Annotated in this window: 13 protein-coding genes and 1 tRNA gene; 8 read left to right on the plus strand and 6 right to left on the minus strand. The window is 39.8% G+C overall.

Features of this window, described 5'->3' with window-relative positions:
• From selD to HDF25_RS01615, 4 genes are all read left to right on the plus strand, one after another.
• On the plus strand, positions 1-1,032 hold the full coding sequence (gene selD, locus HDF25_RS01600; protein WP_184622082.1) for a selenide, water dikinase SelD: 1,032 nt from the start codon (positions 1-3) through the stop codon (positions 1,030-1,032).
• Between the two features lie 251 nt (positions 1,033-1,283).
• A complete protein-coding gene (locus HDF25_RS01605) occupies positions 1,284-3,722 on the plus strand; it encodes a TonB-dependent receptor (protein ID WP_184622083.1) in 2,439 nt (812 codons plus the stop codon).
• A 309-nt stretch (positions 3,723-4,031) separates the two neighbouring features.
• Positions 4,032-4,115: transfer RNA gene (locus HDF25_RS01610), tRNA-Leu, on the plus strand.
• Between the two features lie 306 nt (positions 4,116-4,421).
• The gene (locus HDF25_RS01615) at positions 4,422-5,219 is read left to right on the plus strand and encodes an alpha/beta hydrolase family protein (RefSeq protein WP_260409308.1); all 798 of its coding nucleotides are present in this window, start codon (positions 4,422-4,424) and stop codon (positions 5,217-5,219) included.
• Between the two features lie 87 nt (positions 5,220-5,306).
• Here HDF25_RS01615 and HDF25_RS01620 read toward each other — a convergent pair whose 3' ends face one another.
• From HDF25_RS01620 to HDF25_RS01630, 3 genes are read right to left on the minus strand one after another with little or no spacing between them, the layout of a single operon-like run.
• Complete coding sequence (locus HDF25_RS01620) at positions 5,307-6,914, minus strand: SusD/RagB family nutrient-binding outer membrane lipoprotein (protein ID WP_260409293.1); 1,608 nt, start codon at positions 6,912-6,914, stop codon at positions 5,307-5,309.
• Positions 6,915-6,939: 25 nt separating this feature from the next.
• Positions 6,940-10,098, minus strand: a complete 3,159-nt coding sequence (locus HDF25_RS01625) for a SusC/RagA family TonB-linked outer membrane protein (RefSeq protein WP_184622089.1) — start codon at positions 10,096-10,098, stop codon at positions 6,940-6,942.
• 41 nt (positions 10,099-10,139) lie between these two features.
• Positions 10,140-11,387 carry an ROK family protein gene (locus tag HDF25_RS01630; RefSeq protein WP_184622091.1) on the minus strand — a complete coding sequence of 416 codons (1,248 nt, stop codon included), beginning with the start codon at positions 11,385-11,387 and terminating at the stop codon, positions 10,140-10,142.
• A 412-nt stretch (positions 11,388-11,799) separates the two neighbouring features.
• Between HDF25_RS01630 and HDF25_RS01635 the strand changes: the two genes are divergently transcribed.
• From HDF25_RS01635 to HDF25_RS01650, 4 genes are all read left to right on the plus strand, one after another.
• Complete coding sequence (locus HDF25_RS01635; protein ID WP_184622093.1) at positions 11,800-12,822, plus strand: LLM class flavin-dependent oxidoreductase; 1,023 nt, start codon at positions 11,800-11,802, stop codon at positions 12,820-12,822.
• Positions 12,823-12,850: 28 nt separating this feature from the next.
• Positions 12,851-13,888 (plus strand): aldo/keto reductase, encoded by a 1,038-nt coding sequence (locus HDF25_RS01640; RefSeq protein WP_184622096.1) that lies wholly within the window; start codon positions 12,851-12,853, stop codon positions 13,886-13,888.
• A 145-nt stretch (positions 13,889-14,033) separates the two neighbouring features.
• Positions 14,034-14,465: a DUF2147 domain-containing protein gene (locus HDF25_RS01645; protein ID WP_184622098.1), complete on the plus strand. Its 432-nt coding sequence runs from the start codon at positions 14,034-14,036 to the stop codon at positions 14,463-14,465.
• Complete coding sequence (locus HDF25_RS01650) at positions 14,465-15,481, plus strand: WD40/YVTN/BNR-like repeat-containing protein (protein ID WP_184622101.1); 1,017 nt, start codon at positions 14,465-14,467, stop codon at positions 15,479-15,481. The genes HDF25_RS01645 and HDF25_RS01650 overlap by 1 nt, the downstream gene beginning before the upstream one ends.
• 3 nt (positions 15,482-15,484) lie before the next feature.
• On the opposite strand, the gene HDF25_RS01655 is transcribed toward HDF25_RS01650, so the two are convergent.
• Genes HDF25_RS01655 through HDF25_RS01665 form a run of 3 tightly spaced genes read right to left on the minus strand, consistent with a single transcriptional unit; the run spans position 15,485 to position 18,446 of the window.
• Positions 15,485-16,654, minus strand: coding sequence for a glycoside hydrolase 100 family protein (locus HDF25_RS01655; RefSeq protein WP_184622103.1), 1,170 nt, complete (start codon positions 16,652-16,654; stop codon positions 15,485-15,487).
• A gap of 11 nt (positions 16,655-16,665) precedes the next feature.
• Positions 16,666-17,808 (minus strand): glycosyltransferase family 4 protein, encoded by a 1,143-nt coding sequence (locus tag HDF25_RS01660; RefSeq protein WP_184622105.1) that lies wholly within the window; start codon positions 17,806-17,808, stop codon positions 16,666-16,668.
• Entirely contained in the window at positions 17,805-18,446 is a 642-nt protein-coding gene (locus HDF25_RS01665; protein WP_184622107.1) for a PIG-L deacetylase family protein, read from the minus strand. Before HDF25_RS01665 ends, HDF25_RS01660 begins: the two co-directional genes overlap by 4 nt.
• Between the last annotated feature and the right edge of the window lie 67 nt (positions 18,447-18,513).

Here is an 18,513-nt window from a genome sequence, read left to right on the forward strand (position 1 = left end):
ATGGACATTAAATTAACTCAATATTCACATGGTGCGGGTTGTGGTTGCAAGATCAGCCCGGCAATACTTGACAAAATATTACATAGCCCTGTTCCTAAAAGACAGGATGCAAATCTTCTGGTAGGGAATGATAAAAGGGATGATGCTGCGGTGTTAGACCTTGGTAATGGTACCGCATTGATTTCTACTACCGATTTCTTTATGCCCATTGTGGATGATGCGTATGATTTCGGACGGATTGCATCGGCTAATGCCATTAGTGATGTATATGCTATGGGCGGAAAACCAGTTCTGGCAATTGCAATTTTAGGATGGCCTATCGAGAAACTGTCACCAGAAGTAGCACAGCAGGTATTAGAGGGTGCAAGGGCGATCTGCGCAGAAGCAGGGATTACATTGGCTGGCGGACATAGTATTGATTGCCCTGAGCCGGTATTCGGGCTCTCGGTGAATGGGCTGGTCAATATCACTGAGTTGAAACAGAACTCGACGGCCGAAGCCGGATGTCGCTTGTATTTAACGAAAGCACTGGGGGTTGGAATCTTATCAACTGCTCAGAAAAAAGGATTGTTGCAAGCTGAAGATGCGGCTGTAGCTTTGAAAAGTATGGTTACCCTGAATAAGCCAGGTGAGTTGTTTGGAAAGATTGACGGTGTTAAGGCAATGACTGATGTCACTGGTTTTGGTTTGCTGGGGCATCTGACTGAAATGTGTGAAGGCAGTGGCTTGTCGGCGGTTGTTGAATTTGATAAAGTGCCTGTGATAGCTTCACTTGATGGTTATCTTAGTCAGAATTGTTTTCCTGGTGGAACTCAGCGAAACTGGAATAGTTATGGTCAGAAGGTAAGTACACTAACCGATAAACAAAGATTTATTTTAGCCGATCCTCAAACCAGTGGGGGATTGCTGGTAGCAGTAGCAGAAGAAGCTACTGCAGATTTTGAAAAATTACTGGAACAACAGGGTTTACCTTCTCATTCTTTTGGCTGGCTGAAAGCAAATGATGGAGGAGATCTGATCCAGGTCATCTGACCTGCAGAGCGTATTTTTTACTATTCATCACCGCAATATGCAGTGATGAATAGTAAAAAAAGCTAAACCCTCTAAATTTCTCTCCTTTTCTCTTTTCTTCAAGGGAAATTCTGGTATTTAATAGAAAACAACTTAATCAAATGATTATAAATAATCATTTTTTGATCTTTGTGTAGAATAAATCTAAATAAATTTTGATCACTCATCGCCATCTCTTTTCTTTGCATCAAATTATAATCAATCTAAATAAGATGAGGAGAAATCTACTAATTATTATTATGCTGTTTTTGGGCTTATCACAAGTCAATGCGCAACAACAGACGGGACAGATAAAAGGGAAAATTATTACGCAGGATGGCAGTGCTGCTTCTAATATCAGTATTGTACTAAAGGGAATGGGAATAGGTACACTAAGTGAAAAGGATGGTACTTTTAGCTTAAAAAAAATCAAACCAGGGACATATACTATTGCAGCAACTGCTATTGGTTTACAAAAACAAGAACAAAAAGTAGTAGTTAAAGCAGGAAGCACGCAGGAAGTTGATTTCACCCTGAATGAAAATTCATCGAAATTAAATGAGATCGTGATTTCGCATGCTAAAACTAATCAGTTCACTAAGAAGAAAAGTGATTATGCGGCTAAAATGTCACTGAACAATTTAGAAAATTCACAGGTTTATACGACAATCACTAAAGAGCTGTTAACTAATCAGGTAAGTTTTTCTGTAGATGATGCGACTAAAAATGTACCTGGTTTACAGAAAATGTGGGATGCAACAGGACGCGGTGGTGATGGTGGAGCTTATTATAACTCCAGAGGTTTTATTGTGCAGGCTCAGTTAAGAAACGGGGTTGCAGGAAATGTGACCAGTCGTATTGATGCAGCAAACCTGGAAAGCCTTGAAATGATTAAAGGCCCTTCTGCTACATTATTTGGCAGTACCCTGACTTCTTATGGAGGATTAATCAACAGGGTAACTAAAAAACCTTATGATCATTTTGGTGGTGAAGTTAATTATGCAACTGGTAGTTATGGGTTTAACCGTATCAGTGCTGATGTAAATACGCCGCTGGATAGTGCTAAGAATGTTTTATTCCGATTGAATACTGCCTATAACCGTGAAGGTTCTTTCCAGGATAATGGATTTAACAGAAGCACAATCCTGGCGCCAAGTCTTTCTTATAAAGTTAATGACAGACTTTCCTTTTTACTGGATGCTGAATTATCTGGTGGTACAAATGTTGCAAAACCGGTTATCTTTTTCTATTATCCTGTTGCCAGTTTAGGTGCTGACAGAGCTGATCAACTAGGTTTAGACTATAAAAGATCTTATGCAAGCAATGACCTGACCCAGACCTATAAAAGCAATAATTTCTTTGGGCAGATGAATTATAAGATCTCGGATCAATGGACTTCTCAAACGAATTATACCAGTACTTATAGTTTTTCAAACGGACGTAATCCATATTTTTTCCTTGTTCCAAATTCTGTCGTGCTGAAAGATCCGAATGCTAAAGGAAGCGACTATCTTTCACGTGGAGACCAGTCCACACAAAACAGTGAAATTACGGTAACTGAGATACAACAGAATTTTAACGGAGCATTCAATATTGGAAATGTAAAAAACAGAATTGTGGTTGGTCTGGATTACTTCAGACAGAATTCAAATCAGAAATTTTACTCGATAGATAGATTTGATCTGGTCAAAAAGAATGGTAATATTCCAAACTACAGTAATTTCAATGAAGCTAATCTGGAACAACGTTATCAGACTATCAGTCCGGATTCTATCTCACATTATCCTGTCAAATTCATTTCGAATACTTATAGTGCCTATGTTTCTGATGTTATTAATCTGACTGATAACCTGATTGCCCTGGCGGCCTTAAGAGTAGACCGTTTTGACAATAAGGGTAGTTATAATGAAGCTACAGGATTATATAGCGGAGCATATAAACAAACAGTTTTCGCACCTAAATTCGGGTTGGTTTTCCAGCCTATCAAAGATCAGGTATCAATTTTCGCCAATTATCAGAATGGTTTTACCAACAAAACAGGAGTTGATTACCAGGGTAACACTTTTAAACCTGAAGAAGCCAACCAATTAGAGGGAGGGGTGAAACTAAGTTTATTTGAAGGTAAATTAAGCAGTACTGTGTCTTATTATAATATAAAGGTGAAGAACCTGGTTAGGGCTTACTTATTAGATCCGTCTTTACCGAATGCAACTATACAGAACGGTACAAAAATTAGTAAAGGGGTAGAGGCCGAAGTTGTTGCTAATCCTGTAGAAGGGATGAATATTATTGCTGGTTTCGCCTATAACGATAATAAACTGACTAATGCAGATGCTGATGTACAGGGTAGAAGGGATGCTTATTCGATGTCTCCGTATGCTGCAAATCTCTGGATGAGCTACAAGTTGGTTAACGGTAAATTAAAAGGGGCTGGTTTAGGTTTTGGAGGAAATTATGCCAGCGACAATAAAATAGTCAACAGTGTATCTTCAGGAGTATTTATTTTACCTCATTATGTAGTTTTCAATGCAACGGCATTTTATGATCAACCTAAATATAGAATAGGTCTTAAAGTGGATAACCTGACTAATAAACAATACTGGATTGGTTATGGTACAATGAATCCACAGCAATTAAGAAGTGTAATCGGAAGCATTGCTTTTAAATTTTAAGTATTTCTGATTCGGGAAACTACTGAATTGAATGAAACCCGGATTGATCATCATGATTAATCCGGGTTTTTTTATACTTTCTGATGAAGAAAATGATTTTTATTGTAAAATATAGTCCCGTTGTATGTGTCTGGCTAATTTGCAGATTATCAATTTGTAAGGTAGGTGATTGAGTGTTGATTACCGTGTTTTTGCTATGATAGAGTTCGAAAATGGGAGATATTTGTTAATATATTTAGAGAATATATTCCATCGTTTGAGAAATAATGCTACATTTGTCGCCACAGAGCGGATATCCAGAATTTTAATGCCCGGATGGCGAAATTGGTAAACGTTGCGGTCTCAGAAGCCGTTGGAGTAAGATCCTTGAGAGTTCGAGTCTCTCTTCGGGCACATTTTTATCAAAGCTCTTTGTAGCCTGCAAACCGAAAGTTTGCAGGCTTTTTTTATGTCATTAAAATCATTATCTGACATATCTGCCCAAAGTTTATCCTTTGGTCACATTTTTCCCGCATTCCGTCACATTTATTCCCACCAGGATAATATTGCTTTAGATTTAGATCATAATTTATAATCAAAAAAATAAGATCCTTTAAATTAAAGACAATGAAATCATATATACTTCTTCTGCTTAGTTGCTTCAGTTTTAGCTTGTTTGGACAAACTGCACCTGAGCCTGCTTATCGACTGGACTTCACCATGGAAAATGTTGAGTTCAACAGCGTCGGGGTCACTCTGGCAGGTACTATCTTTAAACCCAGGCATGCTTATGCCGCAGTAGTCCTGGTGCATGGATCTGGTCAGGAAGCAAGGATGATGGGAATGGCGTCACTTTTGGCGAGAAATGGTATCGCAGTATTAACCTACGACAAACGTGGAGTGGGAAAATCGGGTGGGGTTTATGCCGGACCGGAAGTTGGAACTAATAACATTGATTCTGCTAATCTTAACCTGTTGGCTTTAGATGCAAGCGCAGCCTCTAATGAACTGTTGGCGCATCTGCCGGCCCATCATGGGCCTTTGGGCTTAATGGGTTTTAGTCAGGCTGGCTGGATAATTCCTTTGGCCGCAAAAGAAAATCGTAAGGTGAACTTTATGATATTGTTTAGCGGACCGGTTGTTACAGCTCTCGAACAGCTGAGATTTCAGTTTTATACGCAGGGAAATTCTAGCTTTTGGGAGACACACACTGAAGCTGAGGCACGTGATCATATACGCAGCGACGCTGACCGGTATCAATTTGCTGACACTGATCCGCGTGATGCTCTTGCTAAACTCTCGATCCGTGGCCTTTGGCTTTTTGGAGGTAAAGATGTGCAGGCTCCGGTACGTTTATCGATAGAACACCTCAAAGCGCTTAAAGCACAAGGTAAAGCCTATGATTACCAACTGTTTTCAGAACTGGGGCATAACACTTCCTCCTCGAAATCACACGAGCCGGTTAACGCTGCCATTCAATGGATCAAAGCCAATTGTAGCCATATGAAACGGAAATAGTTAGGTTAGGGGGCATAAAAAAAAGCGCCCTAAGCTTTTGCTTAAGACGCTTCTAAAGAGGCATTAATTAAAGGTTCTTGATGCTGATTAAAAATTGGGCTTATTGACGTCCCACCATAATCTTGTACCACCGTTATCCGGACCGTTTAACAATTGAACAGCTTTCTGAATTTCATCTCCATTAGTAGAGTATTCATTCTGTGGAAAGGCCAGTCTGCGGATCTGAATTTGAGTATCTATGGTTCCGTTACTGTTGTTGTTGACTACAGTAAATAGTTTAGGATATCCGGTACGACGATATTCTGTCCAGGCTTCCTGTCCCTCAGGGAACATAGCAATCCATTTCTGAGTGATGATACGCTCTAACTTTTGCTCATTGGTTGCACCACCATCCCATTTGATAGTAATTGTGGAGACAGCAGGCGAGTTGTTGGTTGCATTGGAAGGATCAACATAAGCGATAGGTAAACTGGTCGCATCATTAATATAAGTACTGCCGTTTACTCCCCATTGAGTCATAGATGTTTGAATACCGGTAGTATAGTTGGTTTGTGCATCACCTGCAGCAGTCCATCCGCGTAATGCTGCTTCTGCTTTTAAAAACCATACTTCGGCAGCAGTCATCATCATCATTGGTGAACTTGGACTTACAATCGTTTGTGGATTCAATACAGAGTACCCGTTATAACCAGGTTTGTTAGTTACAGCCGATCCGATGCGAATACCTTTATACTGACCAGCAAAACGTGTATCAGTGGCTGGTGAAGCAAATTTAGGTAAACGTGGGTCATTATATCCAACCAGAAAAGTTTCTGCAGATGCGCCCAGCGCAATATCAGTCCAGCCGGTTGTGATCACATTCAGTGGATTATGATATCCGCCACCCGAAATAGCAGCATTATCTGAATTCGTGGTTAATACACCTCCATTAGCCGGATCTAAAGCTTTTAATGCCTGAGTCTGTGCAGTAGCTGCATCAACCTTTACAATATGCATTGCTAAACGCAAACGAAGAGAATTTGCAAATTTGATCCATTTGGTATAATCTCCTCCATAAACCATATCGTATGCTTGAAAAGGAGTTTTACCAGGGTTGGCTTTCACAAAAGTATTCAGGTTATTGACAGCTGTATCCAGTTCAAGGAAGAATTGGTTATAGATGCTTTGCTGAGAGTCATAAGGTGTGCCCTTAAAAGTTTGTCCTGCCTTACTATAGGCTGCAGGGCCAAATTTATCAGTTAACCTGTTCATAGTCTCTACTTTAAGGATTAAGGCGATACCCCAGAAATCAGGAAGTGAAGTTCTTGCTCCGGCTTTTGCAATCGCATTGATGGCAAAGAATGAATTGGTATAAGAAGTAACAAATACATTTTGGTTCCATCCGTCTACCAGACTGTAATTTAAGTTATTAAGGTTTCCTCTAAAAGGATTTGGAGACATCATATAACCAGCATAACAGTCCGCATTTAAGTTTTGGTTCAGTTGATAATCGCCTTCCTCTCCAAAAACAGCAGATTGTATGCCTGGAAATACCAATCCGACCTGAAACTTACCTGTACCTATACCCGTATTATCAGTGTTGAATTTTTCAAAGTCTTTTTTACAACCAGTAAATGTAAAGACAGTTAGCGCAAGGAAAGCAGCCAGAGCATGCTTATATCCATTGCCTAATATATGTTTATAATGAGTTTTCATCTGTTTAATTTTAAATTTGAACATTTTATAAGGTAAGATTCAGGTTAAAACCGAAATTGCGTGTAGCTGGCTGACTAAATACATCTACACCAGATAAGCCATTCCCTGTAGACATAGTAACCTCAGGATCGAATGGTGCTTTTTTATAGAAGTATAAAAGGTTTCTTCCGGTAACAGAGAATCTCAGGCTTTTAACTGCTCCTTTAGTAAATGGGATAGTATAACCTAAAGATGCTTCACGTAAGCGAACTACTGTTGCACTATAAATGTAATTTTCTGTAATACCATCACGGCCACCAACGGTAGTGTACCATGTTTTAGGGTCAACACTGGTTATTGCTTTTCCGGTAGTCGCATCTACACCGTTGATTGTAACTCCACCCTGATCTCTTGCTGCACCCGATTCTTTTGATACACCATATTTATCCAATACTGCCTGTGTAAGCGATAATACCTGTCCCCCAAATTTTCCGTCTACAAGGAAGCTGAATCTGAATCTTTTGTAATCAAAACTGTTGCCCCATCCTAACTGAAATTTAGGGCTTGGGTTTCCAATGTAATTGTATCCGCTGTTTACTAATGGTTTACCACCTGGACCGATTTCAATACGCCCCTGATTATCACGTTGGAAAGTAACTCCGTAGATATCTCCAAAAGAGCCACCAGTTCTTAATTCTGATTGATAAGTGTTGCTACGGTTAGGAGTCAATATAAACTGATTGATACCATCTTTTGAATCGACGTCAATTACTTTGTTTTTATTTGCTGATCCGTTAAAAGAAGAGTTCCAGGTAAAGTTTGTGTTTTTGATTACATCATAACCCAGCATAAATTCAATACCAGAGTTCTGAACATTTCCAGCGTTTACATACCCCTGTGAATAGGTAGTAACGAAAGATGGGATAACCTTAATAAACTGATTTTTGGTATTTGACTTGTAATAAGTGAAACTAAAGTTTAACCTGTCTGCAAGGAAACGCAGATCAGTTCCTACTTCATAAGAATCAGTCTTTTCTGGTTTTAATTCAGGGAAAGGAGCAACGGAGTTTAATAATACTCCACCACCTGTGCTAAAATGTGTTAAAGGATTGGTTACGTAGTTAGGAACGGTGTTACCTACCTGTGCATAGGTACCTCTTACTTTTGCATAAGAAATAACCTCAGGTAAACTAAACATCTGGTTCAGGATGAATGATAAACCTACTGAAGGATAGAAGTAAGAATTGTTAGGGGTGAATGCCAGGTTGGATGACCAGTCATTTCTTGCTGTAAGTGTTAAAAATGCATAGTTTTTGTACCCGATATTGGCATTTGCAAATATTGATCTGATTTGATTATGGTTATTAGGTAAGGTTGTAACTGGAGGACCACCTACAACTGAAGTGATGTTTTCAGGAAGGAAAATATTAGGTATAGTTAAACCTGGTGCATTATAGCTATTGCTTGCGTCAGGACCAATGAGTGTACCTGTAGTGCTGGCATCAGTTATACTGGTACCCAGTACACCATCTACTTTAAAGTCAGATTTACTTGGCACTGCAAATGTAAGGAGTAAATCTGCATATTTCTGCTCAGTAGTTTGGTTACTTAGTAATAACTGTCCGTTTGCCTTAGCTAGTACGGGATTCGTATTCGCATATAAATCCTGTTCATAGGCATCGGTGAAGCGATCTATATTTCCACGTGCCTGTATGCTCATCCAGCTGGTTATGTCGTATTTAACGCTGGCATTAACTAAGATACGGTTACGTTTAGCCTCATTTGGATTACGGTTAAGCACCCACCAAGGATTTTGTTGTATGTCTTCATTGAATGGCCAGTTTTGTGTTGGTACAGAAACGCCTTCTACCTGCGCTGGTAATTCGAATTGTTTATAAGGCGTAATATCTCTTCCTCTAGGGAATAAATACAGTCCAGTTAAAGGATTTAGGTAAAAACCCAAACCTGGGCTGTTATTGATCTTTTGAGTAATGTAATTAAAGTTCCCGTCAACGGTTAGCTTGTTATCCAGAAAATGAGCTGTTTCACGGAAGTTAATGTTATGACGCGCCAGCTTATTGGTCGGTTCTACACCTCTTGCAGTGGTATTGGCATAAGAGAAGTAAGACTGCGCAGCTTCGGTACCTCCTGACAGACTGATGGAATTGGTTAAGTTTGTACCAGTCTGGAAGAATGGCGAAACATTATCAGTTGCTGAAGGTATTTTTGCTCCCCAGCTATCCGCTCCGCCTGTTGTTTGTCCATAGCTGTTCTGAAACTGAGGTTTGTAAGCAATACGATCGAGCGAAATAGAAGATGAAAAGTTGATCTGAGTTTTTCCGGCTTTTCCCTTTTTGGTTGTAATCAAAATTACCCCGTTCTGTGCCTGACTACCATATAAAGCAGAAGCAGAAGCTCCTTTTAATACAGTAATACTCTCAATGTCTTCGGGGTTAAGGTTGGAGATACCATCACCACCGTCCTGACTTGCACTAGCTGCTGCGGCACCAGTAGGGCCTCCCTGACCAATATTGGATCCAAAGGTGTTATTAGGTTGCCCGTTAGCATTTGAACCATTGGAAATTGGAACTCCATCAATTACATATAATGGTTGGTTATTTCCTGCTGCTGATTTATTACCCCTTAAGATAACTTTTGCCGAACCACCCACACCCGAAGCACTTGGCGAGATTGTTACGCCTGAAATCTTACCATTCAGAGAGTTCATCAGGTTATCGCTTTTAACACGGGTCAGCTCTGAACCAGATACTTGCTGCGTGGAATAAGTAATAGTTTTTTCTGACTTTTTAATACCTAATGCCGTTACAACTACTTCTCCAAGTTGTTTGGAATCTTCAAGTAAGGTGATACTCACCTGAGTGGAAGTGATTTTTACTTCCTGTTTTGCGTAACCGATATAGGAGAAAACCAATACATCGCCAATATTGGCTTGTATAGCATAATTTCCATTTACATCTGTCTGAGTAACGCTTTTGGTGCCTTTTACCTGTATGCTAACTCCAACTAATGGTTGTCCGGTCGCATCTTTTACAGCTCCTTTGATTATTGTGGCTACTTTTAGCGCATTTAGCGAATTGGTCTTGTAGTGAGGCCAACTAATTAATGCCACCTTACCCGCATTGGTGAGATTTGCTCCCATCGCCAGGCCTGGCATTAATAACGTGATAAGTAATAATTTTTTCATTTTTGGTTTTTTTGAATTTAGGTTTAAATCGTATTTTTTGTTTAGTGTTTGATTTCCTGTGGTTTATCCATATTGAGTCGTTTAGTATTTATAACTAATTGTTCATTGTCGAAATTTTCCATCACGAGCGCAGCGGCACCGATGATTTCTCCGTCAAAACCGAGATCTGAGATCAGTAGTTCTGTATTTGCAGCTAATCTTGGAATGCAGTATTTATTTAAGGCCTGCTGTATAGGTGCCATCATTATTTTACCGGCTTTAGCACCCCGTCCACTCAATACAATAGTTTGTGGGTTCATGATATGAATCAGGATAGAGAGTGCTTTCCCTATTTTATATCCAGCGTCTGAAAGCAATTCAATGACGAATTGATCGCCGTTATTTGCAGCTTCAAAAATGGCATCTCCCATCAATTTCAGGGGGTCTTCAATAAAAGAATGCAATGTGGACAGACGGCCATGTTTAATACCTTCAATGGCTTTCTTTACCACTACCAGCATAGAGGCTTCAGCTTCCAGACAACCCTGTTTACCACATATACATAGTGCACCGTCTTCAAATAGGGGGATGTGACTAAACTCTCCTGCAAAACCACTGTAACCTCTGAAGATGTCTCCATTGACAATCATTCCAAGGCCAATTCCCCAACCCAGGTTAATAACCATGACTTCTTTAAGGGATTTTGCTATTCCGAATCTTTGTTCAGCAAGCGCAATGATACTGGAGTCATTATCTATATAGGTACGAAGACCAGTGGCCTGAGCGATGTAATCGGTTAGCTTTGCGCCGTGTGTATCCAGGTAAGAGTAGTTTTTACCATCTTTTACACTGACAAAACCGGGCATCCCAATACCAATTCCGAGCAGGCTGTCTTTGGTTATACCTGATTTTAAGATATGGTTATCTATATAAGTTATCAGTTGAGCTAAAGCGGTAGGATTTGCATTCAGAATCATCTCAACAGTTTCGATTTCAGTTACCGGATTATTGTTCAGATCTACAATAGCAATCCTGGTGGAAAGCTGATCCATAGCAATAGCCATCAAATACATGGCATCTGGTTTTACGGCATACATCAATGGTCTGCGACCACCACTCGAAGGCGCGTACCCTACTTCAATCACAAAACCTTCTTTAATTAATTCGTTTATCGTCTTAGTTATAATTGGTATGCTTTTGTTAAATAAGGCGCTCATTTCAGCACATGAAAGTGATTTCTCAAGATATAATTGCTTTAAAATTTCACTTTTTAATTCTGTGCTTTTGACTAGCTTCTCTTTTACTTCCATTATATAATTGTGTTACTTCTTAAACTTACTAAAATGGTTTAATAAGTTTTATATGTAATTAAAATAAAATAAAAATAATTCAATCTTTAATTCTGTTTTAGTTTAAATCGTTTTAGTTTATGTTTTTATTTTATAATTCTAATTTATTTAACCGGAAAAATTGAGTTAACGAGGGGTTTGGGTCGGCGGATTTCGTCGTGTTTTCCAGATTTGGCTTCTGGATTGTGTCGAATCGGGAAATAAAAACGTTTTATTTTTTAAAATTCTGATGGCTGTTTTCGGGATACGGAGAGGGACTGAAACCGGACTTGTGTATGCAAAGTCAAATCTTCCCGGAAGGATATTTTTGCCATAACTAATCTCTAATTTTATAAAAAACGGCAGATACTTTTACATTATAGCCAGCTTCAGAATGACAGATGAAACATATAAAAGGAAATTATCAGATCTTCCTTATTCAGTATTAGATTTAGCTACAGTTGTAGCAGAAAAAACGCCTGCTGATACTTTTCGTAACAGCCTTGATCTGGCCCGAAAAGCAGAGGAGTTTGGATATACCCGGTATTGGTTCGCAGAACATCATAATATGATTAATGTAGCAAGTTCAGCTACATCCTTGCTGATCGGCCATATTGCCGGTGGAACCAAAACAATCCGTGTAGGCTCTGGAGGTATAATGCTGCCCAATCATTCTCCCTTAGTTGTGGCAGAGCAGTTCGGGACTTTAGCTTCTTTATATCCGGGAAGGATTGACCTGGGACTGGGACGTGCACCTGGTACAGATCAGATTACAGCAATGGCTATCAGAGGCGAACGCTTTAATGCAGTGCATGATTTTCCGCAGGATATTATTAAACTCCAGACATTTTTTTCTGCTGAGAATGAAAATAGTGCAGTCAGGGCCATTCCTGGTGAAGGACTTGATATTCCAATCTGGATATTAGGCTCAAGTACTGATAGTGCCAGATTAGCTGCCGCTATGGGACTTCCATATGCTTTTGCGAGTCATTTTGCACCAGCTCAGTTTCTGACAGCCATTCATATTTACCGTCAGAATTTCAGACCTTCAGTACACTTGAAGGCTCCTTATGTGATTTCCTGTATCAATGTAGTCGCTGCGGATACGGATGCTGAGGCTGAAAGGCTGGCAACTTCATTTAAGCAGCTTTTTGTGGGTGTAGTTACTGGTAAACGCAAGCTGTTACAGCCTCCGGTAGAAAATATGGATGAAATCTGGAGTGATTTAGAGGAAGAAGCGGTTAATCAAATGATTGCCTGCTCATTTATCGGTAGCCCGGAAACAATTAAAGAAGACATGAAATCTTTTCTGGATCAGACAAAGGTAGATGAAGTCATGGTGACTTCACACATTTTTGACCATCAGGCGAGAATTCATTCTTATGAGCTTTTTGCAAAGCTTTTAAAAGAGAACTAATATCTATTATATCATAAAATAAGATAACATGGAATACAGACAATTAGGTGCTTCGGGTCTTAAGGTACCCGTATTAAGTTTTGGTACTGCTACTTTTGGTGGTGGTAATGAGTTTTTTAAGGCCTGGGGAAATACTCAGGTTGAAGAGGCTGGCAGATTGATCAATTTATGTCTGGATGCCGGTGTTAATCTGTTTGATACAGCAAATGTGTATTCTAACGGATCATCAGAAGAAATTCTAGGTCAGGCTTTAAAGGGACTCCGGAATAGAGTCTTAATTTCAACTAAAGCCACTTTTCCAATGAGTGATGGCCCGAATGATCTGGGTTCATCCAGGTTTCATCTGATTAAACAATGTGAAGAGAGTTTGAAAAGACTAAATACTGATCATATTGATATTTATCACATGCATGGTTTTGATGGGGTAACTCCAGTGGAGGAGACTCTGAAAACACTGGAGAATCTGGTTCAGAGCGGTAAGGTACGTTATATAGCCTGTTCAAATTTTTCGGGATGGCATCTAATGAAATCACTTTCGGTTTCTGAAAGATTCGGATGGTCAAAATATATTGCACATCAGGCTTATTACTCCTTACTGGACAGGGAATTTGAATGGGAACTGATGCCATTAGGATTGGATCAGAAAGTTGGAACTATTGTCTGGAGCCCGCTGGCTTCGGGGCGTTTATCAGGTAAATACAGACGTAATGAACCTCTTCCTGAAAATAATCGCGTACAACAGGGAGGTGGTCATGGACCTGCTTTAAATGAAGAACGTTTATATACCATAGTGGATGCACTAGATGAAGTTGCTGCAGAAACTGGTAAATCTGTAGCCCAGATTTCATTAAACTGGTTGTTACAACGTCCAACGGTTTCGAATATCGTTATAGGGGCAAGGAATGAAGAACAACTCAAACAGAATCTGGATGCAGTGGGCTGGAACCTAAATACTGACCAGATAAAGAAATTAGACGAAGCAAGTGCTCTCGAACCTATTTACCCTTACTGGCATCAAAGACAAAATGTAACCCTAAATCCTATACCGGAATTTTATAAAGGATAATGTTATTTACCGCGAAGAGGTACTTTATAATAGAGAAATAAAAACCAGTAGAAAAAATAATTGTTTAATAGTTGATGTTTTGGGGCTTAAGTTCTTTTGATTGGGAACTGTAATGTGTATTTTAGCTTAAACTAAATATAAACTTATGAGATATATTTCAATCTTATTACTTTTTACAGCAATCTCTTTCACGGGTTTTGCACAGAACAAAGATGCTATTCTTGGTCAATGGATTAATTCGACAGGTGAAGCACATGTAGAGATCTTTAAAAAAGATGCTAAATATTTCGGGAAAATTGTATGGCTGAAAACTCCAAAAGATGAGAAAGGCAATGCTAAAACAGATCTTAAAAACCCTGATGATAAGTTGAAATCAAGACCTATTCTGGGAATGGAAATGCTGAAGGACTTCGTTTTTGAAGATGGTAAATGGACTGATGGTAAGATATATGACCCTAAATCAGGTAAAACCTATAGCTGTAATATGAATATAAAACCAAATGGTGAATTAAATATGCGTGGTTATATCGGTATTTCTTTATTAGGAAGAACTGAAGTCTGGAAAAGAGTTAAATAATGCGGGCATTCTTATACATTTTATTGCTGATACCTTTTTCTGTTTATTCTCAAACCTACGAACTCAGTACTGTTAATACCGGAACCAATACCAGTATCAGGGGAATGTCTATAGTATCTGATAGTATTGCCTGGGTTAGCGGAAGTAACGGATGTATTGGTAAAAGTACAGACGGTGGTAAACAATGGACCTGGTTGAAGCCCAAAGGATATGAGAAATTAGATTTCAGAGATATTGAAGCCTTTGATGCGAATCATGCGGTTATCGTTAATGCCGGTTCTCCAGCGTATATTCTCCGTACAGAAGATGGCGGAAAAAACTGGACAGAAACCTATAAAAATCTGGATTCGGCGATATTTCTTGATGGAATGGAATTCTGGGATAAAAAGCATGGGATCATTTTTGGTGATCCCATTCAAAATCGTTTACAGTTGCTGATTACAGATGATGGGGGATGCAGCTGGAAAGATATATCAGAACGATTAACTCAGACTATGGCTAAGGGAGAGGCTGGTTTCGCTGCCAGTGGGAGTGGAATGAAAACACTCGGTGGTGGTAAGGTCTGGATAGCTACCGGAGGTACAAAATCAAATATTTACGCCTCGGATAATTATGGCTTGACCTGGAAGAAGTATGATTGCCCTATTTTGCACGGAAAAAGTAGTACGGGAGCATTTTCTATAGATTTTTACAATGAAAACCAGGGGATAGTTGTTGGCGGGGATTATGAAAAAGATAAAGAAAATACAAATAATGTCTTGTTAACCGAAGACGGAGGTAAAACATGGATAAAGCCATCCAGACCAGTTTTTGGTTACCGTTCTGGTGTGATCTGGTACGATGAGAAAACCTGTTTTGCTACAGGTACCTCGGGAACAGATGTTTCCAGAGACGGAGGAATGAACTGGTACCATATCTCGGAAGAAAGCTTCAATGTTATTCAAAAAGGTAAAAAAGGAAATCTTGTATTGCTGGCCGGTAATAAAGGATTGATTTATAGTTTGAAAATTAAATAAGAGTCAGACCCTTGCCTCATCAAAAAAGGGAGTTTTATTTTCTTCTACACATTTAACGGCATATAAATACATCGCGGCCGACCAGCTTTGCCAATCCTGTCCCATTGGCAGATTATCCTGTGCTTTATGCCACTCATTAAAACCAAAGTCCGGTGCATCATAATGAATGCGCCGGATGAGTTTAGTTAATGCACAGAGTTTCTCAAAAGCAAGTTTAGGTCTTCCGGCGGCGACTAAAGCCGCTATATAAAATCCAATGATAAATGGCCAGATTCCTCCGTTATGATATTCTCCGGGTAGGTTGAAATCGGCATATCGCAAACGCCAGTCGGGATCTCCTGGTTGTATAAACGGGAAGAAATTAGGAGGGAGGTCTCCGGTCAGATCCCCTGTTTTTTTCATTTGCTCAGTTTCTTTTTCTATCCATGAGATAATTTCAAGAGCTCTGGATGGGGGCGCTAATCCTGAAAGAATAGCTATGCTGTTACCTAATAAATCGAACCTTTCACTACTATATATTTTATAGGACCAGAGAGCATAATATGGTTTATGTTTTACGACAAGGCCTTCATGAACATGATGGTGTCTGGCATCTGCATTAATCGTAAAACGGCTCATGGCCTGGCGAAGTCCATCGGCCCGTTCATGCTGTCCAAAAAGTCTGAGGTAACTATAAACCAGTGAATTCACGTAGAGCCCATAACCCATTACCCATTGTTCATCCCGCCAGTCGCTGGTAGGTTGTTGGGCTGTCAGGTAACGATCAGAAGGACTTTGATACTCCATCCAGAGCAGGGATTTAGCAACAGCAGGTTCCAGAAAATCCATTTCACCGGTCACTTTCCTGAAAATGGAGATACCTAGTAAAAAAAGTGGGGTTGTGTCGCTTGCACCCCGGTCTTCTTTATCATGAACTAAAGAAGTGATATGTCCTTTTTCGGACTGATTTTCAGCTAATGTTTCCAAAACATTTCTGGTGGATTGTAATAGTTGCTCATTATCAGATACGGCGATCCCAAGGATAGAGATTAACAGATCGCGTGTATAGGGCTCAGGATATCCCCATCCTGCAGTACGGGGGAGCCCATGAAAGGGACCTTTTGCATTATGTAGTAATACGTCTAAAGCACATTGTTTTGCTTTTTGAATTTCATTCCAGTCTTCAGTTTGCATGGCTTGATCATTTATACTATCCCTAATTTATCATTGATAATCTTTACAAATTGTTCTGCAACTTTGCGATAATTGAAGTTTTCAACGACGCGTTTTCTGGCAGCCTGCCCCAGTTCAAGTCTTAATAATGGCTGTGTGATTAATTGATGGAGATACTCCGCTATATCATGAACATTGGCTCGGTAATCTACAGTCCTTGGTTCATCAAAAAGTATTTTTTTGTATCCGGTACTTTCTGATTCATCAGGAATGGAAACCTCATTGACTACTATTTTTTCCGCTACCCTGGCCAGAAGAGCGGTTTCTCCATGGATAAGCGTATCCAGCATACCCATTGCCCGGATTCCTATGACCGGTTTTTCACATGCCCCTGCCTCTACCTGTAACATTCCAAAGCCTTCCAGTCTTGAAGGGGCTGCATAAATATCACATGCCCCTAATAAATAGGGGACGAAATTGCGTGAAATTATATCGGTTGTAAATATTACATTTTGTGCAATGCCTAAATCTCTGGCGAGTTCCAAATCAGCAGCGTTTTGAATTCTTGTGCGTTCCTGAGGCCACACTTTACATACATATTTCCATTCCGGAATATCTTTTTTTAAGAGGGCTAATGCCTGCATTACTTCTCTTCCTCCTTTTGAAGCTGCGTCACCGCCAACAGTTAAAATCATCAGCTCGTCCTGATGAATGTTCAGCATTTGCCTGACTGCATGAATGCGGGGATTATTTTTATCGCGGGGTGTAAATGTTTCCGTGTCACAGCCTATAGGGAGAACTACAATATTATCCGCCTTAATTCCATCCCGCACATACATTTGTTTTACCCAATTTGAAGTGACAAGGATAAGTGGCAGGTTGTTCAGCACATCCTGATGATTTGCGATATAGCCATTGGCTACTAACCAGGGGACAGGTAGCATTTCATGTCGTAATGGATGAAGAACGAGATTTGGTGTATGTCCCCAATAGCCCGTGCCAATAACTATATCGGGCCTGAACCACCGGTAGTACCATTCTTTTTCCTGTGGGGATTCGAAATGTGCTGCTCTGGCATCAATGCCCAGCTCTAGTAATCCTCTGTATAAGAGATCGCCTTGTGTAGCCAGCCCGCTTGGAGACGGTGGATAATCATATAACAACAGAACCTTCATAACGGAGTGTTTTGTAAGAGGTAATTCATTGCTTTTTCTGAATTGGTAAAACGCCAGAAAGATTCTTCCTTTGGAGTAGTTCTGGCTTCCCAGCTGTTTTCCTGAAAACCATATAAGCTGGTAACCAGTTTATATTTCTCCTGCCAGACTTCTGCTGATAGCAGGAAATATAAATCAGCTGTTTGCCGGGCCTGAGGATAATACTTTTTATTGCCATCCTCATAAGCAAATAACCACAGCTCTTTGATGGCTAATAACCCTTTATGCCAGAGCTTAATCACTGCCCGGCTTGTTTCTTCATGACGTCGATGCCTGGTATATTCACCGTTTGGATGGTGAGAAATAACAAGGTCAAAAGACTGGCCCGGTAAGATTTTTAAAATTGTTTTTTCTACTTCATTCTCGTCAAGAGGAATTTGTTCCGGACCATCATCGAGATCAGCCATTTTTCCTTCTGCACCCAGGGTGTCTAGCAGGACTTTGAATTTAGGCGCACGGTCCTGGTCTTTAGAACGACATAGACTGGCTATGAAATATTGCCAGCTGGGATTTGCTAGTATTGTTCCGCCTGCCCATAAGGTTTCATCATCAGGATGAGCTACAATAATGGCTACCTTTCTCCCTGTTTTATCCTTCATAACAATATAGCAGCTTTTTGTTTGTAACTATCTGTTAGTCAAAACGATTAAAGTTGTAAATTGTTTA

Source organism: Pedobacter cryoconitis, assembly GCF_014207135.1.
Lineage (GTDB): Bacteria > Bacteroidota > Bacteroidia > Sphingobacteriales > Sphingobacteriaceae > Pedobacter > Pedobacter cryoconitis_D.